At 50.0% G+C, this 17,237-nt stretch carries 15 protein-coding genes and 1 riboswitch; of the genes, 11 read left to right on the top strand and 4 right to left on the bottom strand.

The window, feature by feature from the left end; genetic code table 11:
* Positions 1 to 430: 430 nt before the first annotated feature.
* Positions 431 to 1,849: a sodium:alanine symporter family protein gene (locus DWY84_RS11880; protein WP_118533565.1), complete on the bottom strand. Its 1,419-nt coding sequence runs from the start codon at positions 1,847 to 1,849 to the stop codon at positions 431 to 433.
* A gap of 164 nt (positions 1,850 to 2,013) precedes the next feature.
* Positions 2,014 to 2,106: riboswitch (glycine riboswitch) on the bottom strand.
* Positions 2,107 to 2,315: 209 nt separating this feature from the next.
* Between DWY84_RS11880 and DWY84_RS11875 the strand changes: the two genes are divergently transcribed.
* The 8 genes from DWY84_RS11875 to DWY84_RS11840 all read left to right on the top strand — a co-directional run bounded on the left by DWY84_RS11875 (position 2,316) and on the right by DWY84_RS11840 (position 11,596).
* Positions 2,316 to 2,777, top strand: coding sequence for a MarR family transcriptional regulator (locus tag DWY84_RS11875; protein WP_118533563.1), 462 nt, complete (start codon positions 2,316 to 2,318; stop codon positions 2,775 to 2,777).
* Positions 2,774 to 4,135, top strand: coding sequence for an MATE family efflux transporter (locus tag DWY84_RS11870; protein ID WP_118533561.1), 1,362 nt, complete (start codon positions 2,774 to 2,776; stop codon positions 4,133 to 4,135). The genes DWY84_RS11875 and DWY84_RS11870 overlap by 4 nt, the downstream gene beginning before the upstream one ends.
* Positions 4,136 to 4,325: 190 nt before the next feature.
* Complete coding sequence (locus DWY84_RS11865; protein WP_118533559.1) at positions 4,326 to 4,892, top strand: RNA polymerase sigma factor; 567 nt, start codon at positions 4,326 to 4,328, stop codon at positions 4,890 to 4,892.
* Positions 4,893 to 5,417: 525 nt separating this feature from the next.
* Positions 5,418 to 6,749, top strand: a complete 1,332-nt coding sequence (aspS, locus tag DWY84_RS11860) for an aspartate--tRNA(Asn) ligase (RefSeq protein ID WP_118533557.1) — start codon at positions 5,418 to 5,420, stop codon at positions 6,747 to 6,749.
* A 24-nt stretch (positions 6,750 to 6,773) separates the two neighbouring features.
* A complete protein-coding gene (gene gatC, locus DWY84_RS11855) occupies positions 6,774 to 7,067 on the top strand; it encodes an Asp-tRNA(Asn)/Glu-tRNA(Gln) amidotransferase subunit GatC (protein ID WP_118533555.1) in 294 nt (97 codons plus the stop codon).
* 68 nt (positions 7,068 to 7,135) lie between these two features.
* On the top strand, positions 7,136 to 8,644 hold the full coding sequence (gatA, locus tag DWY84_RS11850) for an Asp-tRNA(Asn)/Glu-tRNA(Gln) amidotransferase subunit GatA (RefSeq protein WP_243024841.1): 1,509 nt from the start codon (positions 7,136 to 7,138) through the stop codon (positions 8,642 to 8,644).
* A gap of 1 nt (position 8,645) precedes the next feature.
* Positions 8,646 to 10,082 carry an Asp-tRNA(Asn)/Glu-tRNA(Gln) amidotransferase subunit GatB gene (gatB, locus tag DWY84_RS11845; protein WP_118533553.1) on the top strand — a complete coding sequence of 479 codons (1,437 nt, stop codon included), beginning with the start codon at positions 8,646 to 8,648 and terminating at the stop codon, positions 10,080 to 10,082.
* Between the two features lie 197 nt (positions 10,083 to 10,279).
* Positions 10,280 to 11,596: an aminotransferase class I/II-fold pyridoxal phosphate-dependent enzyme gene (locus DWY84_RS11840; RefSeq protein ID WP_118533551.1), complete on the top strand. Its 1,317-nt coding sequence runs from the start codon at positions 10,280 to 10,282 to the stop codon at positions 11,594 to 11,596.
* Between the two features lie 85 nt (positions 11,597 to 11,681).
* Here the strand turns inward: DWY84_RS11840 and DWY84_RS11835 are convergent, their stop codons facing one another.
* Both DWY84_RS11835 and DWY84_RS11830 read right to left on the bottom strand, forming a co-directional pair.
* A complete protein-coding gene (locus tag DWY84_RS11835; protein ID WP_118533549.1) occupies positions 11,682 to 12,641 on the bottom strand; it encodes a P1 family peptidase in 960 nt (319 codons plus the stop codon).
* 87 nt (positions 12,642 to 12,728) lie between these two features.
* Positions 12,729 to 13,361 carry an ECF transporter S component gene (locus DWY84_RS11830; RefSeq protein ID WP_118533547.1) on the bottom strand — a complete coding sequence of 211 codons (633 nt, stop codon included), beginning with the start codon at positions 13,359 to 13,361 and terminating at the stop codon, positions 12,729 to 12,731.
* Positions 13,362 to 13,833: 472 nt separating this feature from the next.
* Between DWY84_RS11830 and DWY84_RS11825 the strand changes: the two genes are divergently transcribed.
* The 3 genes from DWY84_RS11825 to DWY84_RS11815 are packed head-to-tail and all read left to right on the top strand — an operon-like array spanning position 13,834 to position 16,229.
* Positions 13,834 to 14,922, top strand: a complete 1,089-nt coding sequence (locus DWY84_RS11825; RefSeq protein WP_118533632.1) for an ABC transporter substrate-binding protein — start codon at positions 13,834 to 13,836, stop codon at positions 14,920 to 14,922.
* Entirely contained in the window at positions 14,894 to 15,679 is a 786-nt protein-coding gene (locus DWY84_RS11820; protein WP_178716258.1) for an ABC transporter permease subunit, read from the top strand. Before DWY84_RS11825 ends, DWY84_RS11820 begins: the two co-directional genes overlap by 29 nt.
* Entirely contained in the window at positions 15,660 to 16,229 is a 570-nt protein-coding gene (locus DWY84_RS11815) for an ATP-binding cassette domain-containing protein (protein WP_118533545.1), read from the top strand. The genes DWY84_RS11820 and DWY84_RS11815 overlap by 20 nt, the downstream gene beginning before the upstream one ends.
* An 8-nt stretch (positions 16,230 to 16,237) precedes the next feature.
* On the opposite strand, the gene DWY84_RS11810 is transcribed toward DWY84_RS11815, so the two are convergent.
* Positions 16,238 to 17,110: a methionyl aminopeptidase gene (locus tag DWY84_RS11810; RefSeq protein ID WP_118533543.1), complete on the bottom strand. Its 873-nt coding sequence runs from the start codon at positions 17,108 to 17,110 to the stop codon at positions 16,238 to 16,240.
* Between the last annotated feature and the right edge of the window lie 127 nt (positions 17,111 to 17,237).

Here is a 17,237-nt window from a genome sequence, read left to right as displayed (position 1 = left end):
GAAAAACTACATTATCCACACATGAACAATATAAAAATTTAAGAGCGTACAGCACTACAGGTCCGAAGCCGGTAATCCCGGCATACCGCTGCGCAAAATATGGGTATTGTGTTCGGACGATGCAGCTGACAGATGTTTGCGGATAGTCGGACAAAATGTCCGCCTCCCTCAAACACCAGTCGCTGCATAGCCGGACACGTATACCCATATTTATGCTCCGCGGAATGTCGGGATAACCGGCTTCTGCTGTATTGCTCCCGCTAAGAGAGAAATAAAATCAGCCAGAACGGTATTGATAAAAAGCCAGAAATTTCAGCTTTTTACCAGTACCATTCTGGCTGTGTTTTTTATTACCGTAGAATAGCCAGGAAAGCAGAAGCGGGATACCACCCCGGCCTGCTTCGGACCTTTTGTGATTATTCTTAAATTGTTATTTGCTGATCTTATCTCCAAGGATTCTCGTCCAGTAGTCTTTGGTTTCTGCCACTACCACACCACTTAATGCCAGCAGTGCGATCAGGTTCGGCAGTGCCATCAGGGCATTGAAGATATCTGCAATGGTCCAGACGGCTTCTACGGTCATGAACGGTCCGATGAAGATGGCCAGGATGTAGAGAAAACGGTATGCCATAACTGCGCCATGGCTTCCGTTTGATAAATACTCCAGGCAGCGCTCTCCGTAGTAGTTCCATCCGATGATGGTGGTAAAGGCGAAGAAGATCAGGCACATCATCAGAAGAAATGCGGAAAACTGTGCCGGTACCGGAAGTCCCATCTGGAATGCGCGGGTGGTAACGGCGACACCTTCCAGACCTGCGGTGTGGGAACCGGTCAGAACGATGCACAGGCCGGTCATGGTACATACAATGATGGTATCGATGAAGGTGCCGGTCATGGTAACAAGACCCTGACGTGCCGGCTCGTTGGTCTGAGCGGCAGCGGCAGCGATCGGTGCGCTTCCCAGACCTGCCTCATTGGAGAAGATACCTCGGGCAATTCCTTTCTGCATTGCGATGAGCACGGCACCGAGGGCACCGCCGGCAGCAGCACGCAGGCCAAAGGCGCTCTGGATGATCTCAGCAAACGCAGCCGGGATGCGGGCAGCGTTTAATACCAGGATCGCGATGCAGGCAATGATGTAAAATACTGCCATAAATGGAACGATAACGGAAGAAACGCTTGCAATACGCTGAATGCCGCCCAGCACCACCAGAGCGACACAGATGGTCAGGAGGATGCCGGTTACGACAACTGCGATGCTGTAATCATTTCCAAATAAGTTTATCACATGTTCCCGGTTCTGGTCAAAAAAGTTTCCGGCTGCGGCTGTGATGCCGTTGACCTGGGTGAAAGTACCGATTCCGAGAAGACCGACACCGGCACCGAAGAAGGCGAAAATCTTGCCCAGCCAGCGCCAGTTTTTGCCCATACCATTTTCGATGTAATAGAACGGTCCGCCAAGTACATGGCCATTTTCATCAATGGTGCGGTACTTGATGGCCAGTACACCCTCTGCGTACTTGGTGGCCATACCGAACAGGGCCGCGATCCACATCCAGAACAGTGCTCCGGCACCGCCGGAAACCAGCGCTGTGGCTACACCGACGATATTGCCGGTACCGATGGTGGCGGACAGGGCGGTACAAAGAGCCGCGAAGCTGCTGACCTCACCGTGGCCTTCATTTTCGTTCTGGAACATGTATTTACAGGCCATGCCCAGCTTGTGGAACTGGATTCCGCGCAGACGGATGGTTAAGAAGATACCGGTTGCGAGAATCAGGACGATCAGGGGAACACCCCATACAAAACCATCCAGCCAGTTCAGAAACGCACTTACTTTACTTAACATAATACTCACTCTTTCTCCCGTGGGGGTGTTTATATAGAAGCTCTGGGGGAAGAAAACCAGTAGAAAACCGGTTTTTTGTAAACAAAAAAGGAAGTATTCCAGCTGCATCTTCGCAGATGAAAAACTCCCTCTAAAGAGTGTGGAAAGACGGATGCATTGCTGCATCAGACTGCTCTGTCCTTTTGCCTGAGAGATTGGCACATTCTGTGCCGTACACCTTCGGCGCTCCATACATGAGACTCTCCAGAGTTTGCTTCTTGAAGAGAAGCATAGACGATTTACTTTTGAAAAGCAAGTATATTTTAAAAAAACGGGAAAAATTCTTCGGAAAAATACAATTTTATAAAGTACAGCTTGCGGATCTTTATAAAATGTGTATAATGAAAATGATAAATAGTTCAAAAAAGAACAGTTTTATGCTAAAACAAATGACGGGAAAAGAAAAGTACAGAAGGAAGGGGTACACATGCTTCAGGCAACAGAATTTTTGCGTCTCATGCGTTTTATTACTAAATCTCATGAGGCGTGCATCCAGAGCATCTGCAGGGAACACCAGCTTTCCATGATGGAGGCCACCATCATCACCTTTCTGAGAAATAATCCCAGTGTGGATACAGCGGCAGATATCGCGGAGCTGCGGATGCTGTCCAAGGGACAGGTTTCCCAGGCAGTGGAGTCACTGGTCCAAAAAAGGCTGGTGACAAGACAGCCGGATGCCTCAGACCGGCGCCGGATCCATCTCCTGTTATGTGAAAAAAGCATTCCGGTAACAGATTCCATTGATGCGATCCAGCGGCAGTTTCTTGCCGGCATCTTTGATGGATTTTCAGAGAAAGAGATGGAATGCTTTGCCGGTTTTCATGAGCGGATCATGGAAAATGTCCGACGCTTGTCCACAAAAAATGAGAGAAAGAAGGAATGCACATGAATGACGAAAAAGATTTTTTAGGGAAGGAACCCATTGGGAAGCTGTTACGTTCCCTGGCTATTCCGACTATCACCGCGCAGCTTATCAACATGCTTTATAACATTGTAGACCGCATTTACATCGGCCATATTCCAGAGAGCGGAGCCCTGGCTTTGACTGGCGTGGGAGTCTGCATGCCGCTGATCATGATCGTTTCAGCGTTTGCGGCCCTGGTGGGAAGCGGCGGAGCGCCGCGGGCTTCCATCCATATGGGAAAGCAGGATTATGATCAGGCAGAGAAGATTCTCGGCAACTGCTTTACGCTGCAGGTGGTGATCTCGGCTATCCTCACGGCGGTATTGTTCTGCTTTAACCGGAAATTCCTTCTGGCATTTGGAGCAAGTGAAAACACGATTGAATATGCAGTCAGCTACATGAATATTTACTCGCTGGGAACCATTTTTGTGGAACTGACGCTGGGCATGAACATGTTTATCACGGCCCAGGGATTTGCGAAAACCGGCATGCTCTCCGTGCTGATCGGCGCGGTCTGCAACATTGTGCTGGATCCGGTTTTCATTTTCGGAATGCATATGGGCGTACGCGGAGCAGCGCTTGCAACGGTTATTTCCCAGGCCTGTTCCACCATCTGGGTGCTGGCGTTCCTGGCCGGAAAAAAGACTCGTTTGAAAATCCGTCTGCGCAATATGGGCCTGACTCCATCGGTTATCCTGCCGTGTGTAGCGCTGGGCGCGGCAACCTTTGTCATGCAGTCCAGTGAGAGTATTATTTCCATTTGCTTTAACTCATCTCTGTTAAAATACGGCGGTGATATTGCGGTGGGAGCCATGACGATCTTAACCAGTGCCATGCAGTTTGCCATGCTGCCGCTGCAGGGCCTTGGACAGGGTGCGCAGCCGATCATCAGCTATAATTACGGCGCGCGGAACGCAGACCGTGTGAAGGGCGCGTTTCAGCTTCTTTTGAAGGTCAGCCTGATTTATTCCACGCTGATCTGGCTGTTTGTACAGGTGGTTCCGCAGGCATTTGCGGGCATGTTTACCTCGGATGCAGAACTCCTGGCATTTACTTCCAGGGCGCTCCGAATTTATATGGCCTGTGTCTTTATGTTTGGAATTCAGATTGCCTGCCAGATGGCATTTACTTCGATTGGCTTTGCAAAAGAATCCATCATTGTGGCGGTGATCCGGAAATTTATTCTGCTGATTCCGCTCATTTATATTCTGCCGCATGTGCTGACCGGCAACCGGACCTTTGCGGTTTATACGGCAGAGCCAGTGGCAGATTTTCTTGCCGTGACTTTTACAGCCCTGCTGTTTCGAAGACAGTTTAAGAAGGCGCTGAAGAGTCTTGCGTAAGGAGCGCAGATGTTGTTTTCTGACCGGAAAACGGTGAAAAGCAGAATCTGTTTTTTCGTAACCAAGTGGCATATTTCGCCAAAAACATGGCGGAATATGCCACTTTTGTAGTTTGGGAAAATAATGCGTGCTATATTGAGTTGCATAGAAAAATGGACAGAGTCAGAGAAAAAAGAAGGGCTGTTTTACAATGGATCTAGGCGAATTCTATAAGAAGCACAAGCAGTATTATTACTGGAAATTAAGCAGAAAAATAAATGGAATGGGACTTGCGTTTCATGCGGAAGATGTAATTCATGATGTCGTTGTGAGCATGATAGCGGATGAGAATTGCCTGGCAAAGTTTGAACATCTTACGGAGCCTGAGGCAAAGGCATATTTTATGGCATGCCTGACACACCGGATGATCGATATCATCCGGCGGGAAAAGCGCCACAGGGAGTATTTGGAAACGGTGGAATGTTACGAGAAAAAGCTGAAAACAGAAAGCTGCAGCGCAGAAACAATCGTAGTGGAACAATTGGATTTTGAGAATAACGTGGCTGGCACACTGCGGCTGCTGAGTACCGAAGAACGGGAACTTTTGCAGCAGGTTTTTGTCCAGAAACTGCCCTATCGGGAGATTGCAAAGCGGAGTTGTCTGCGGGAAAGCGCCATAGCCATGAGGGTGATGAGACTTCGAAAAAAGATCTTAAAAATCTGTCTGAAACGTGGAATCTTGTGCGAAAGACCGGAGAAAAATGCTTCCTGGGCATGAGAATTTCTGCAGAAAAAGAAAAATGGCAACAGGTATGGGCTGAAAAAATTTCATAAAAAAATAAAATTGGGGTCTTGTCAACCGGAAAAACATGTGCTATTATGATGACAATTTTCAGAGGTTCATCTCTGAATCTTAACCATATAAAGGCAGTGAAAGAGACTCTTGCCAGCAGGACTTCGACAGGAAGAGGGCGTCACCGACTGAGAGCGCCGTCAGGTTGGACTCTGGCTCACAGGGAACACTCCGGAGCCGGTATTTCGAAAGACATGGATATGCAAAAAGCAGGTCGTGTCCGTAGGGGTATCCGTCAGGCACACGTTACGTGTCTTAAAGAGTGGAGACGCTTTTGCTCAAAGGGGAGCAGGAGGCAGGTCTCAATGCGGGTGGTACCGCGGAACATAACAAGAGTATAGTGTCCCGTCCCGGAATATGTAACCGTATTCCGTGGACGGGATTTTTGTATTTATTCCCGAAAAGTCCTGGAATATGAAAAACTTCACATTCAGGTAAGGAGAGAGCAGCATGGAATTTTTAACAGGTGTCAAGGAGAAGGAAACAACCAGTGTCAGTGAGATTTTAAGCGGGGATTATGTAGGAAAAACCGTAAAAATGAACGGTGCGGTTCACAACATCCGCGATATGGGAGAGTTTGCATTTGTAATTCTCAGAAAGGCAGAAGGCCTGGTGCAGTGCGTGTATGAAGAGGGAAAAACGGAGTTTGATTTAAAGAATCTGAAAGAAGAATCTGCCGTGGAAGTCACTGGTGTGGTAGAGCTGGAAGAGCGTGCGCCCCAGGACTTTGAGCTTCGTCTTACCGGCATCCGGGTGCTGTCTGAGCCGGCAGAAACCATGCCGATTGCCATCAACAAATGGAAAATGAATACCTCTCTGGAGACGAGACTGAGCCTTCGCCCGGTATCCTTAAGAAATGTCCGGGAGCGCGCAAAATTCAAAATTCAGGAAGGCATTGTAAGAGGCTTTCGGGAGTTTTTATCCTCCCAGGGCTTTACAGAGGTTCATACTCCGAAGATCGTATCCCGCGGCGCAGAGGGCGGAGCGAATGTCTTTAAATTAAACTATTTCAACAAAAAAGCAGAGCTGGGACAGAGCCCCCAGTTCTACAAGCAGATGATGGTAGGCGTGTTTGACCGCGTATTTGAGGTGGCTCCGGTATTCCGTGCCGAGAAGCACAATACCACCCGTCATTTAAATGAGTATATTGGCCTGGACTTTGAGATGGGCTACATCGACAGCTTTGAGGATGTCATGGCCATGGAGACCGGTTTCCTTAAATACACCATGGAGCTGTTAAAATCAGAGTACAAAAAGGAACTGGATATGCTTGGCATCGATCTTCCTTCCATCAGCCAGATCCCACACGTGCGCTTTGCTGAGGCGAAACAGCTGGTATCGGAAAAATACAACCGGAAGATCCGTAACCCATTCGATCTGGAGCCGGAGGAGGAAGTGCTGATCGGCCGCTATTTCAAGGAAGAGTACGACAGTGACTTTGTATTTGTTACGCATTATCCGTCCAAAAAGAGACCGTTTTATGCTATGGATGACCCGGAAGATACCAGTGTTACCTTAAGCTTTGACCTGCTTTACAAGGGGCTGGAAATCACCACCGGCGGTCAGCGAATCCATGATTACCAGATGATCCTGGAAAAGATGGAAAAGCGCGGAATGGATCCGGAGGATATCAAGGATTACCTGATGATCTTCAAATATGGCATGCCGCCGCATGGTGGCCTGGGAATCGGCCTGGAGCGCCTGACCATGCGCCTGTTAGACGAGCAGAACGTCCGCGAGACTTCGTTATTCCCGCGTGATGTGACCAGACTGGAACCGTAAACTAGGAGTTGGAGGAGAAAAATCATGGCAAATATCATCAGTGATGAGACCATTGAATATGTAGGAATTCTGGCGAAGCTGGAACTCTCAGATGAGGAAAAAGAGGCGGCCAAGAAGGATATGGGCCGGATGTTAGACTATATTGACAAGTTAAATGAACTGGATACCAGTGGGGTAGAGCCTATGTCCCATGTTTTTCCGATGACCAATGTATTCAGGGAAGATGTGGTGACCAACGGGGATGAGCGGGACAAAATCCTGCTGAATGCGCCGGAGCAGAAGGATGGAGCCTTCAAGGTTCCGAAGACTGTGGAATAAGTGAAAAGAAAACGAAAAACTGTGGAGAATTCGGATGGATTCCGGAAAGGCTGTGGAAAACAGCCAGTATGACAGATATGAATGGAGGAAACAACGTGAGTATCCTGGATTTAACAGCGGTAGCGCTTGGAAAAAAGATCAAAGACGGTGAGATCACGGCCGTGGAAGCCACAAAGGCAGCCCTGTCCCAGATCAAGACTCTGGAGCCGGTTTTAAACTGCTATGTGACCGTAGATGAAGAGGGCGCTTTAAAACGCGCCGAAGAAGTACAGAAGCAGATTGAAGACGGAACCCTGACCGGTCCTCTGGCCGGTGTTCCGGTGGCGATCAAAGATAATATGTGTACGGAGGGACTGCTGACAACCTGCAGCTCCAAAATCCTTGATAATTTTAAACCGACCTATACGGCAGAAGCAGTCAGAAATCTGGAAGCAGCAGGAGCCATTATCCTGGGAAAAACCAACATGGATGAGTTCGCCATGGGAAGCACCACCGAGACTTCCGCTTACGGCGAGACGAAAAACCCCTGGAACCCGGAGTATGTGCCGGGCGGTTCCTCTGGCGGTTCCTGCGCGGCAGTGGCAGCCAATGAATGCTTCTTTGCTCTGGGTTCCGACACCGGCGGTTCCATCCGCCAGCCTAGCTCTTTCTGCGGTGTTACCGGCATCAAGCCGACCTACGGGACTGTTTCCCGTTACGGCCTGATCGCTTATGGTTCTTCCCTGGACCAGATCGGACCGGTGGCGAAGGATGTGACTGACTGCGCTACCATTCTGGAGGCCATTGCTTCCTATGATAAAAAAGACAGCACCTCCATGAAACGTGAGGACTGTGATTTTACCTCTGCCCTGGTGGACGATGTAAAGGGCATGCGCATCGGTATTCCGCGCGACTATTTTGGCGAGGGTCTTGACCCGGAAGTAAAGGATGCCATTTTGAAGGCAGCAAAGGTTCTGGAGGAGAAGGGAGCCGTTGTAGAGGAGTTTGACTTAAGCCTGGTAGAATACGCAATTCCAGCTTACTATGTTATTGCTTCCGCAGAGGCAAGCTCCAACTTATCCCGTTTCGACGGCGTAAAGTACGGATACCGGACGAAGGAATACGAGGGTCTTCATAATATGTACAAGAAGAGCCGTTCCGAGGGCTTCGGCCCGGAGGTAAAGCGCCGTATCATGCTTGGCTCCTTCGTGCTGAGCAGCGGTTACTACGATGCTTACTATTTAAAGGCACTCCGTACCAAGGCACTCATCAAGAAAGCCTTCGATCAGGCCTTTGAGAAATACGACGTCATTTTAGGACCGGCTGCCCCGGCTACTGCGCCGAAGCTGGGCGAGTCCTTAAGTGATCCGCTCCAGATGTATCTGGGCGATATCTATACGATTTCCGTAAATCTGGCAGGCCTTCCGGGCATGACGGTTCCGTGCGGAAAAGATAAAAAGGGGCTTCCCATCGGCCTGCAGCTGATCGGTGACTGCTTCAAAGAGAAAAATATCATCCGCGCAGGCTATGCTTACGAGTGCAGCAGAACCTACGAAGCGCCGGAACTGGCAAAACAGGCAGAAAAGGAGGCACAGTAACATGAGCAAACAGTATGAGACCGTCATTGGTCTGGAGGTTCACGTAGAACTGGCCACCAAAACCAAAATTTTCTGCGGCTGTTCCACCGAGTTTGGCGGAGCACCGAATACCCACACCTGCCCGGTCTGCACCGGTATGCCGGGTTCCCTTCCGGTCCTGAACAAGCAAGTGGTAGAATATGCGCTGGCGGTAGGACTTGCCACCAACTGCGGCATCAACCAGTACTGTAAATTTGACCGGAAAAACTACTTCTATCCGGATAACCCGCAGAACTACCAGATTTCCCAGTTGTATCTGCCAATCTGCCACGACGGCTGGATAGAGATCGACACCGCAGCAGGCAAAAAGAAAATCGGCATTCATGAGATCCACATGGAGGAGGATGCCGGAAAGCTGGTTCATGACGAGTGGGAGGACTGCTCCCTGGTGGACTACAACCGAAGCGGTGTGCCGCTGATCGAGATCGTATCCGAGCCGGATATGCGAAGCGCCGATGAAGTCATTGCCTACCTGGAGAAGCTTCGTCTGATCATCCAGTATCTGGGTGCCTCTGACTGCAAGCTGCAGGAGGGCTCCATGCGTGCAGATGTCAACCTGTCCGTCCGCGAGGTGGGCGCACCGGAGTTTGGCACGAGAACCGAGATGAAGAACTTAAACTCCTTCAAGGCCATTGCCCGTGCCATTGAGGGCGAGCGCGTCCGTCAGATCGAGCTGATCGAGGATGGCAAAAAGGTCATCCAGGAAACCCGCCGCTGGGATGACAACAAGGAATCCTCCCATGCAATGCGTTCCAAGGAGGATGCGCAGGATTACCGTTACTTCCCGGATCCGGATCTGGTTCCGGTATGGATTTCGGATGAGTGGATCGAGCGGGTGAAGGCAGCGCAGCCGGAGCTCCGCACCGAGAAGTTGGCACGCTATGAGAGTGAGTACGGACTGCCGCAGTACGATGCGGAAATCCTGACCGGCTCCAAGCATCTGGCTGATGTATTTGAGCAGACCGTGGCAATCTGCGGCAAGCCGAAGGAAGTTTCTAACTGGCTTATGACGGAGGCCATGCGCCTGTTAAAAGAGCAGGAGCAGGAGCCGGAAGACATGAAGTTTTCTCCGGAGAATCTGGCAAAGCTCATCAGCCTGGTAGAGAAGAACGTTATTAACCGTACTGTTGCGAAGGATGTGTTTGAGGCTGTGTTTAAGGAAGATGTGGATCCGGAAGGTTACGTTGAGGAACACGGCTTAAAGGTGGTAAATGATACCGATGCGCTGACAAAGACCATCGAGGAGCTTCTGGAGAAGAACCCGCAGTCTGTTGCAGATTTCAAGGCCGGAAAAGAGAAAGCCATGGGCTTTATTGTAGGTCAGACCATGCGTGCCATGAAGGGCAAGGCAGACCCGGCTGTGGTGAACCAGCTGGTGCGCGAATTGATGTCACGGTAAGAGAAAGACAGTTTTCACTCAGATGTCTTTGCAGGAAAAACAGAGACGGAAAAAGAATAGATATTCTGTTAAATTTGTGAAAAATGCGATTGTAATACCGCTATATTTCGTGTAGAATGGAATGCAAACCGAGAATCCAGGGTGTCAGTGCCCAGGTGAAGAAAGGGAGTACACAGCTGATGAGGAGGAAAAAGAAGATGCAGCCATATGCAGAGATGAGCACAGAGGAACTGCAGGAGCTCAGAAAGCAGCTTTCTGCCCAGTACAAAGAGTTTCAGGGAAAGGATTTAAGACTGGACATGTCCAGAGGTAAGCCAAGTGTAGAGCAGCTGGATCTTTCCATGGGAATGATGGATGTATTAAGCAGCAGCGATGACTTAACCTGCGAAGACGGAACCGACTGCCGCAACTACGGTGTCCTGACCGGAATCAAGGAAGCCAAAGAGCTGATCGGAGACATGATGGAGGTAGCTCCGGATTACATCATCATTTACGGCAATTCCAGCCTGAATGTTATGTTTGATACCGTGTCCCGCTCCATGACTCACGGTGTAATGGGATGTACTCCGTGGTGCAAATTAGATAAAGTGAAGTTCCTTTGCCCGGTACCGGGTTATGATCGTCATTTTGCTATTACCCAGTATTTCGGCATTGAGATGATCAATGTTCCGATGACTCCGGATGGCCCGGACATGGATATGGTGGAAAGACTTGTGGCAGAGGATGACAGCATCAAGGGTATCTGGTGCGTGCCGAAGTATTCCAATCCGACCGGAACCAGCTATTCCGATGAGACCGTCCGCCGTTTTGCAAGACTGAAACCGGCAGCTCCGGATTTCCGTATCTACTGGGACAACGCATACGGTGTTCATCACTTATACGACCACGATCAGGACCACCTGATCGAGATTCTGGCAGAGTGTAAGCGCGCAGGCAACCCGGATATGGTTTACAAGTTCGCTTCCACCTCCAAAATCAGCTTCCCGGGTTCTGGTATTGCGGCTATCGCAACCTCCCGCAATAACCTGGAGGACATTGAGAAACAGTTAAAATTCCAGACCATCGGTCATGATAAAGTAAACCAGTTGCGTCATGTCCGTTATTTCAAAGATATTCACGGTATGGTAGAGCATATGCGCAAGCATGCAGATATCCTGCGGCCGAAGTTTGAGGCAGTCATTGATACACTGGATCGTGAGCTCGGTGGCCTCGGTATCGGAACATGGACCAAGCCAAAGGGAGGCTACTTTATCGCCTTCGATTCCCTGGACGGCTGTGCAAAGGCTATTGTAGCGCGCTGTAAGAAAGCCGGTCTGGTTATGACCGGTGCCGGAGCAACCTATCCGTACGGCAAAGACCCGCATGATACCAATATCCGAATCGCACCGTCCTATCCGCCGCTGAGTGATCTGATCCTGGCAATGGATCTGTTCGCGCTGTGCACGAAGATCGTAAGTATTGATAAGATCCTGAAAGACCGGGCAGAGGCACAGGAAGCACCGGAGCAGGCATAACGTGTTCTAAAAAAACAAAATAGAAAAGAAAAAATCCATGCTGTTTGCGTGTAAACGTAAGAAGCATGGATTTTTTTCGTTATTTCTATTTTGCCGACTTTACTGCGTTCTGGATTGCCTCTGCCATAACTTCTGCTGCCAGTGTTCCGGCAACATTTAAGTCTGCTTCTACGGTTCCAATAGAGGCGGCATAGATGGAATCACCGTCGGCCATGGTGCCTACCGGGTTGATGCAGCGCGCGTAGCCGCTGCGGGCCATGGAAGCAATTTTGCTTAATTCTGCTTTGGAAAACGCGCCGTTGGTGATAATGGCACCGATGGTGGTGTTGGTTTTGCTGTTTGGATCGTGTTGGAACTGGTCGGTTCTCTGGCTGAATTTGTAAAGCTCTTCCAGGGTATCAAAGAATCCGCTGCCATCCGGTTTTCTTGGACCGGCAATTTTTTCGCCGGTAGCCGGATTATAAACATCGCCGAAGGCATTTAAGATTACAACTGCGGCAATCTTTAAGTCACCGATGGAGACTGCATACATGCCGAGACCGGTTTTGGTGGCTTTGTCGCGGCCATAGATTTTGCCAACACTGGCGCCGGTGCCTCCGCCTAAGATGCCGGATACCGGATGCGGGTGTTCTGCATCCTGGCAGGCAGCATAACCCATAGCAGCATCCGGGCGGATATCAGAACGTCCAATACTCAGGTCGTAGATACAGGACTGGCAGACTAACGGAACCTTCGCAAATCCGGTTTCATAACCAATACCGTGTTCTTCCAGATAGCGCATGACTCCGTCACTGGCAGCCAGGCCGAAGGCAGAGCCGCCGGAGAGTACAATGGCATTGAGCGGATTGTCGGCGGTGATGGGGGATGTGAGTGGAGTTTCCCGGGAAGCAGGCCCACCTCCGCTGATATCAATACCGGCTTTTGCACCGTGGTCGAAGAGCAGAACCGTCACACCGGTCATGGCCTCATAATCCTGGGCGTTGCCGATGCGAAGACCCTCAAGATCAGTAATGGGAATTTCTCTGACAGAGTCGAATAATTTCATGATGAACCCTCCATGTTTGAAATAGTTAAGCCGCAGGGATCCTGCGGCTTATGAAATCGTGTTTCTTCTATTATATATAGCCCGTTTTTACTGACGGAATGCTGCAGCCAGTGCGCGGGATACGGCGCTGCCCAGAATGGTGCAGGCAACTGCCTCAATCGCACCCTGAACACCGACAAACAGAATCACGAAAATAAGCGGATTCGTTGCGCCGAGCTTGGTAACGAGGCCCTGGATATACTCCGTATTATAGAAAAAGAGAACCAGAGAACTCATGAAAAACAGAGTGTTTAACAACGGGCAGGACAGGCTTGCCACGATGAATGCACCGTTTTTGGAAAATTTCTTTACCAGCTGGAAAATCAGACCGCAGATCCATCCTTCAAGGATTCGCGGAACCAGGCAGGTAAATAACAGGCCGAACGGATTGATCTGCAGAAGCGCTGCGCTGAATGCAGAGCCGCCGGTTAATGCCATAACTACGCTGGTCAGGCCAAAGGCTGCGCCGCAGATGGCACCGGCTGTCGGTCCAAGAATGATGGCGCCGACGGCAACCGGAACGGTTAAAAAGGTGATGGTAAGTCCCGGAGTACGTAAGTAACCGAGCGGTGAGAAGGCCATAACGAAGATAATCGCTACCATAAGGGCCAGCTTCACCATGAATGAAGTCCGGGTGTGTGAAAGTTCTGAACTGATTGGATTCCTTGTTGCTGTTTTCATTGTTTTCTCCTTCTTTCGCTGATAAAACGGCATGATCTGCTGCGCACAAAGGCAGCCGGACCGGTGTCCCCCTGTTTTTCAGCATTTTGATATTGAGTGGGGATACAATGAACGGAATCTTAAGAAAGGCAGACGGACCTGGCAGAAGTATCAAGATACTGCTCCCTGAGAAATGTCGCTGACAGAGTAAATTGTTGCAGCCGGAATGGTCTGCACGGGTTCTGTCTGGACAGATTATGAAAGGGCGCAGAAGACTGCGTCCGAACTGAGATTTGATACATTTTCCTAAGAATAACGTTCAACCCTACTATAACACAAATCTTCCAAACAGCAAGTGTTTCTGAAGATACATAGGAATTTTTTTTATTTTATGCTATACTGGAATCGTATTTGTGCTAATTTGGAAGAAACTGGATGGATCAGTGCCGGGCTTCTGACAGAAAAGGTGAATGCGGAAAGAGAGGAAAATGATATGAAGAAAACAATGACAATGCTCCTGGCGTGTGCCATAACTGCGGCATCTCTGGCTGGATGCTCCGGTGCAGACAAGACTCAGACAGCGGCAGAGAAGGAAACTGTGGAGGAGACAACCGCAGCAGAGACAGCGGCAGAAACCGCATCGGAAAAAGAGACTTCTGAGGCAGTAAAGCCAGACTCAGCTACAGAGCCTCTTCGCGTTGGTTCCCTGAAGGGGCCTACCACCATAGGACTGGTTTCCCTGATGGACAAGGCTTCAAACGGGGAATCGGAGGGGGCTTATGAGTTTACAATGGCAGCAGATGCTTCTGAACTTGCGGCACAGGTGGTTTCCGGTGATCTGGATATTGCGCTTGTTCCGGCCAATCTGGCCAGTGTGCTGTACCAGAAAACAAAACAGGGCATTGAGGTCATTGATATCAATACACTGGGTGTGCTTTATGTGGTTTCTGCGGATGATTCCATCCACAATATCGGGGATCTGAAGGGAAAAACGCTGTATATGACCGGAAAGGGAACTACGCCGGATTATGTGCTGCAGTATCTTTTAAAGGCCAACAGCCTGAGTACCGATGATGTGACGATTGAATATAAGTCTGAGGCCACTGAGGTTGCTGCGGTATTAAAGGAACAGGAAGATGCTATTGGTCTTTTGCCACAGCCCTTTGTGACTGCCGCTATGGCGCAGAATGAGAATTTAAAAATGGTGCTGGATCTGACAGAAGAGTGGGATAAGACCCAGCCGGAAAATGGCAGCTCCCTGGTTACCGGTGTTACAGTATGCCGTAAAGAGGTTCTGGAACAGAATCCGGAGGCAGCAGAGATGTTTGTGAAGGAGCATGGAGAATCCGCTGAATGGGTCAATGCCAATGTGACCGATGCCGCAGAGCTGGTAGCAGCGGCAGGAATCATCGAGAAGGCTCCGATCGCTGCAAAAGCGATTCCGTACTGCAGCATTGTCTGCATTGATGGTGAAGATATGAAGACCAGACTGTCTGGTTATCTGGAGGCTCTGTATGAGATGGATCCGTCTGCTGTAGGCGGACAGATGCCGGATGATGGTTTCTATTATCTGCATGAGTAGGTTGAGAAAGCCGTTTATCATCTGTCTATGGCTGGCATTCTGGCAGACTGCAGCTGTGCTGGTCCACAATTCCATTATGCTGGTGGGGCCTTTTGAGGCCCTGCAGGCATTGTGGTCACTGCTTCCGTCCTCGGATTTCTGGCGCTCTGTTGCCGGCTCCTTTGGACGCATCAGTACCGGCTTCCTGCTTGCATTTGCAGCTGGAATACTGCTTGGAAGCCTTGCATACACAGCTCCACTGCTGGAAGAAATTCTGGAGCCCTTCATGCTGTTTCTCAAGGCAGTTCCGGTAGCCTCCTTCGTGATTCTCGTCCTGATCTGGGCCGGTTCCAGAAACCTCTCCGTGGTAATATCGTTTCTGGTAGTATTGCCGGTGATCTATGTCAATACCTTGGCCGGATTGCAAAGTACAGATCGGAAGCTTCTGGAAATGGCCGTGGTGTTCCGGATGCCGGTCTGGCGGAAAATACGCTTTATCTATCTTCCGGCGCTGGTGCCATATCTGGTAAGCGGATGCCGCATTGCCCTTGGCATGAGCTGGAAATCCGGCGCGGCAGCAGAGGTGATCGGTCTGCCGGAGCACTCCATCGGCGAACACCTGTATATGGCGAAGATTTATCTGGAAACGGCCAATCTGTTTGCCTGGACTCTGGTGATCATTCTGGTGAGCGCTGTGTTTGAGCAGATGGTGCTGTTTCTGATTTCCAGGCTTTGCCCGCAGAGAGGAGAGACGACACATGAAACTGCAGATTTGTGACCTGCGTAAACAATTTGACGGTGTTGCGGTGCTGGATCATGTTTCCATGGAGCTGGAGAGCGGGCATATTTACTGTCTCACGGCACCATCCGGGAAAGGGAAGACCACACTGTTTCGCATTCTGATGGGGCTGGAAACGGCAGACAGCGGCCGTCTTTTCATGGAGAGGGTACCGATCGGAGCGGTTTTTCAGGAGGACCGCCTGTGCGAGACATTTTCCGCAGTGGATAACGTCCTCATGACATCTCCCTCATCTATGAGCCGTGCAGAAGTGAGGAGAGAGCTTATGGAGCTTTTGCCGGAGGAGGTGCTGGACCGGCCTGCAGCTACCTTGAGCGGCGGGCAGAAACGCCGCGTGGCTATCTGCCGCGCTCTTTGCGCCTTGTCTGAACTTCTGATCCTGGATGAACCGTTTACCGGTCTGGATGCAGGAACAAAGGCAGATGTAATTCGCTATTTACAAAAAAAGAGTGCCGGGAAGCTTACGCTTCTCAGCACACACCAGGAAGAAGATATTTTAGCTCTGGATGGGATTCAGATCACGATATAATTTGGTGCTTAGTATGCGATGATTTCGTAGCCGTCCTCCGTAACCAGAACCTGGATCTCCCACTGGGCAGATGGTTTGCCATCTTCCGTGTATACAGTCCAGTCATCATCTGCGTCAACGAAGACATCTGGTTTCCCCATGTTTACCATTGGCTCGATGGTAAACATCATGCCAGGGACCATAAGCATTTCTGTTCCGCGTTCGGATACATAGCTGACCCACGGCTCCTCATGGAACTGGAGGCCTACACCGTGTCCACCAATCTCGCGCACTACGCTGTAACCGCTCTCACGGACAAAATCGTGGATCGCCGCGCCCATGTCACCCAGGAAGTTCCATGGCTTAACTTCTTTCAGGCCGACCTCAATACTCTGTCTGGTAATCTCCACCAGCCGCTTTTTCTCCGGAGAAACATTGCCAATGCAGAACATGCGGGAAGAATCGGAGTAATAGCCATCTAAGATGGTAGAGCAGTCTACATTGATGATGTCGCCGTCCTGCAGTACGCGTTCCGGATCCGGGATGCCATGGCAGACAACCTCATTGATGGAGGTGCAGACGCTTTTTGGGAAACCCTCAAAGTTTAACGGAGCCGGGATGGCACCGCGTTTTGTGGTTTCATCGTAAACCCACTGGTCAATCTCATCGGTGGTAACACCGGCTTTGATATGCTCAGCTACATAATCCAGGACTGCGATGTTGACCCGGGCACTGGCCTTGATTTTCTCAATCTGCTCCGGAGTTTTGATCATATTGTGCTCCGGCACGATGCAGCCCTTGTTCTCGTACATTTTCAGTTTTTCATCAAAATCATAGTGGCATTTTTTGTATTTGAGCCCGCTGCCGCACCAGCAGGGACTGTTTCTGTCAATCATATGCATGGGGAACCCTCTTTTCCTATATTTAATCTCTGTTATCAAGCGTAGCATGGAAAAAAAGTTTGTCAAGAGAAAATCCTGCTTTTGAGAAATAACAATTTAAGAATAGTTGCGAAAGGTCCGAAGCAGG

It is taken from the genome of Clostridium sp. AF27-2AA (assembly GCF_003478505.1).
Taxonomy (GTDB): domain Bacteria; phylum Bacillota; class Clostridia; order Lachnospirales; family Lachnospiraceae; genus Brotaphodocola.
This window is presented reverse-complemented; position numbering and strand designations above follow the sequence as displayed.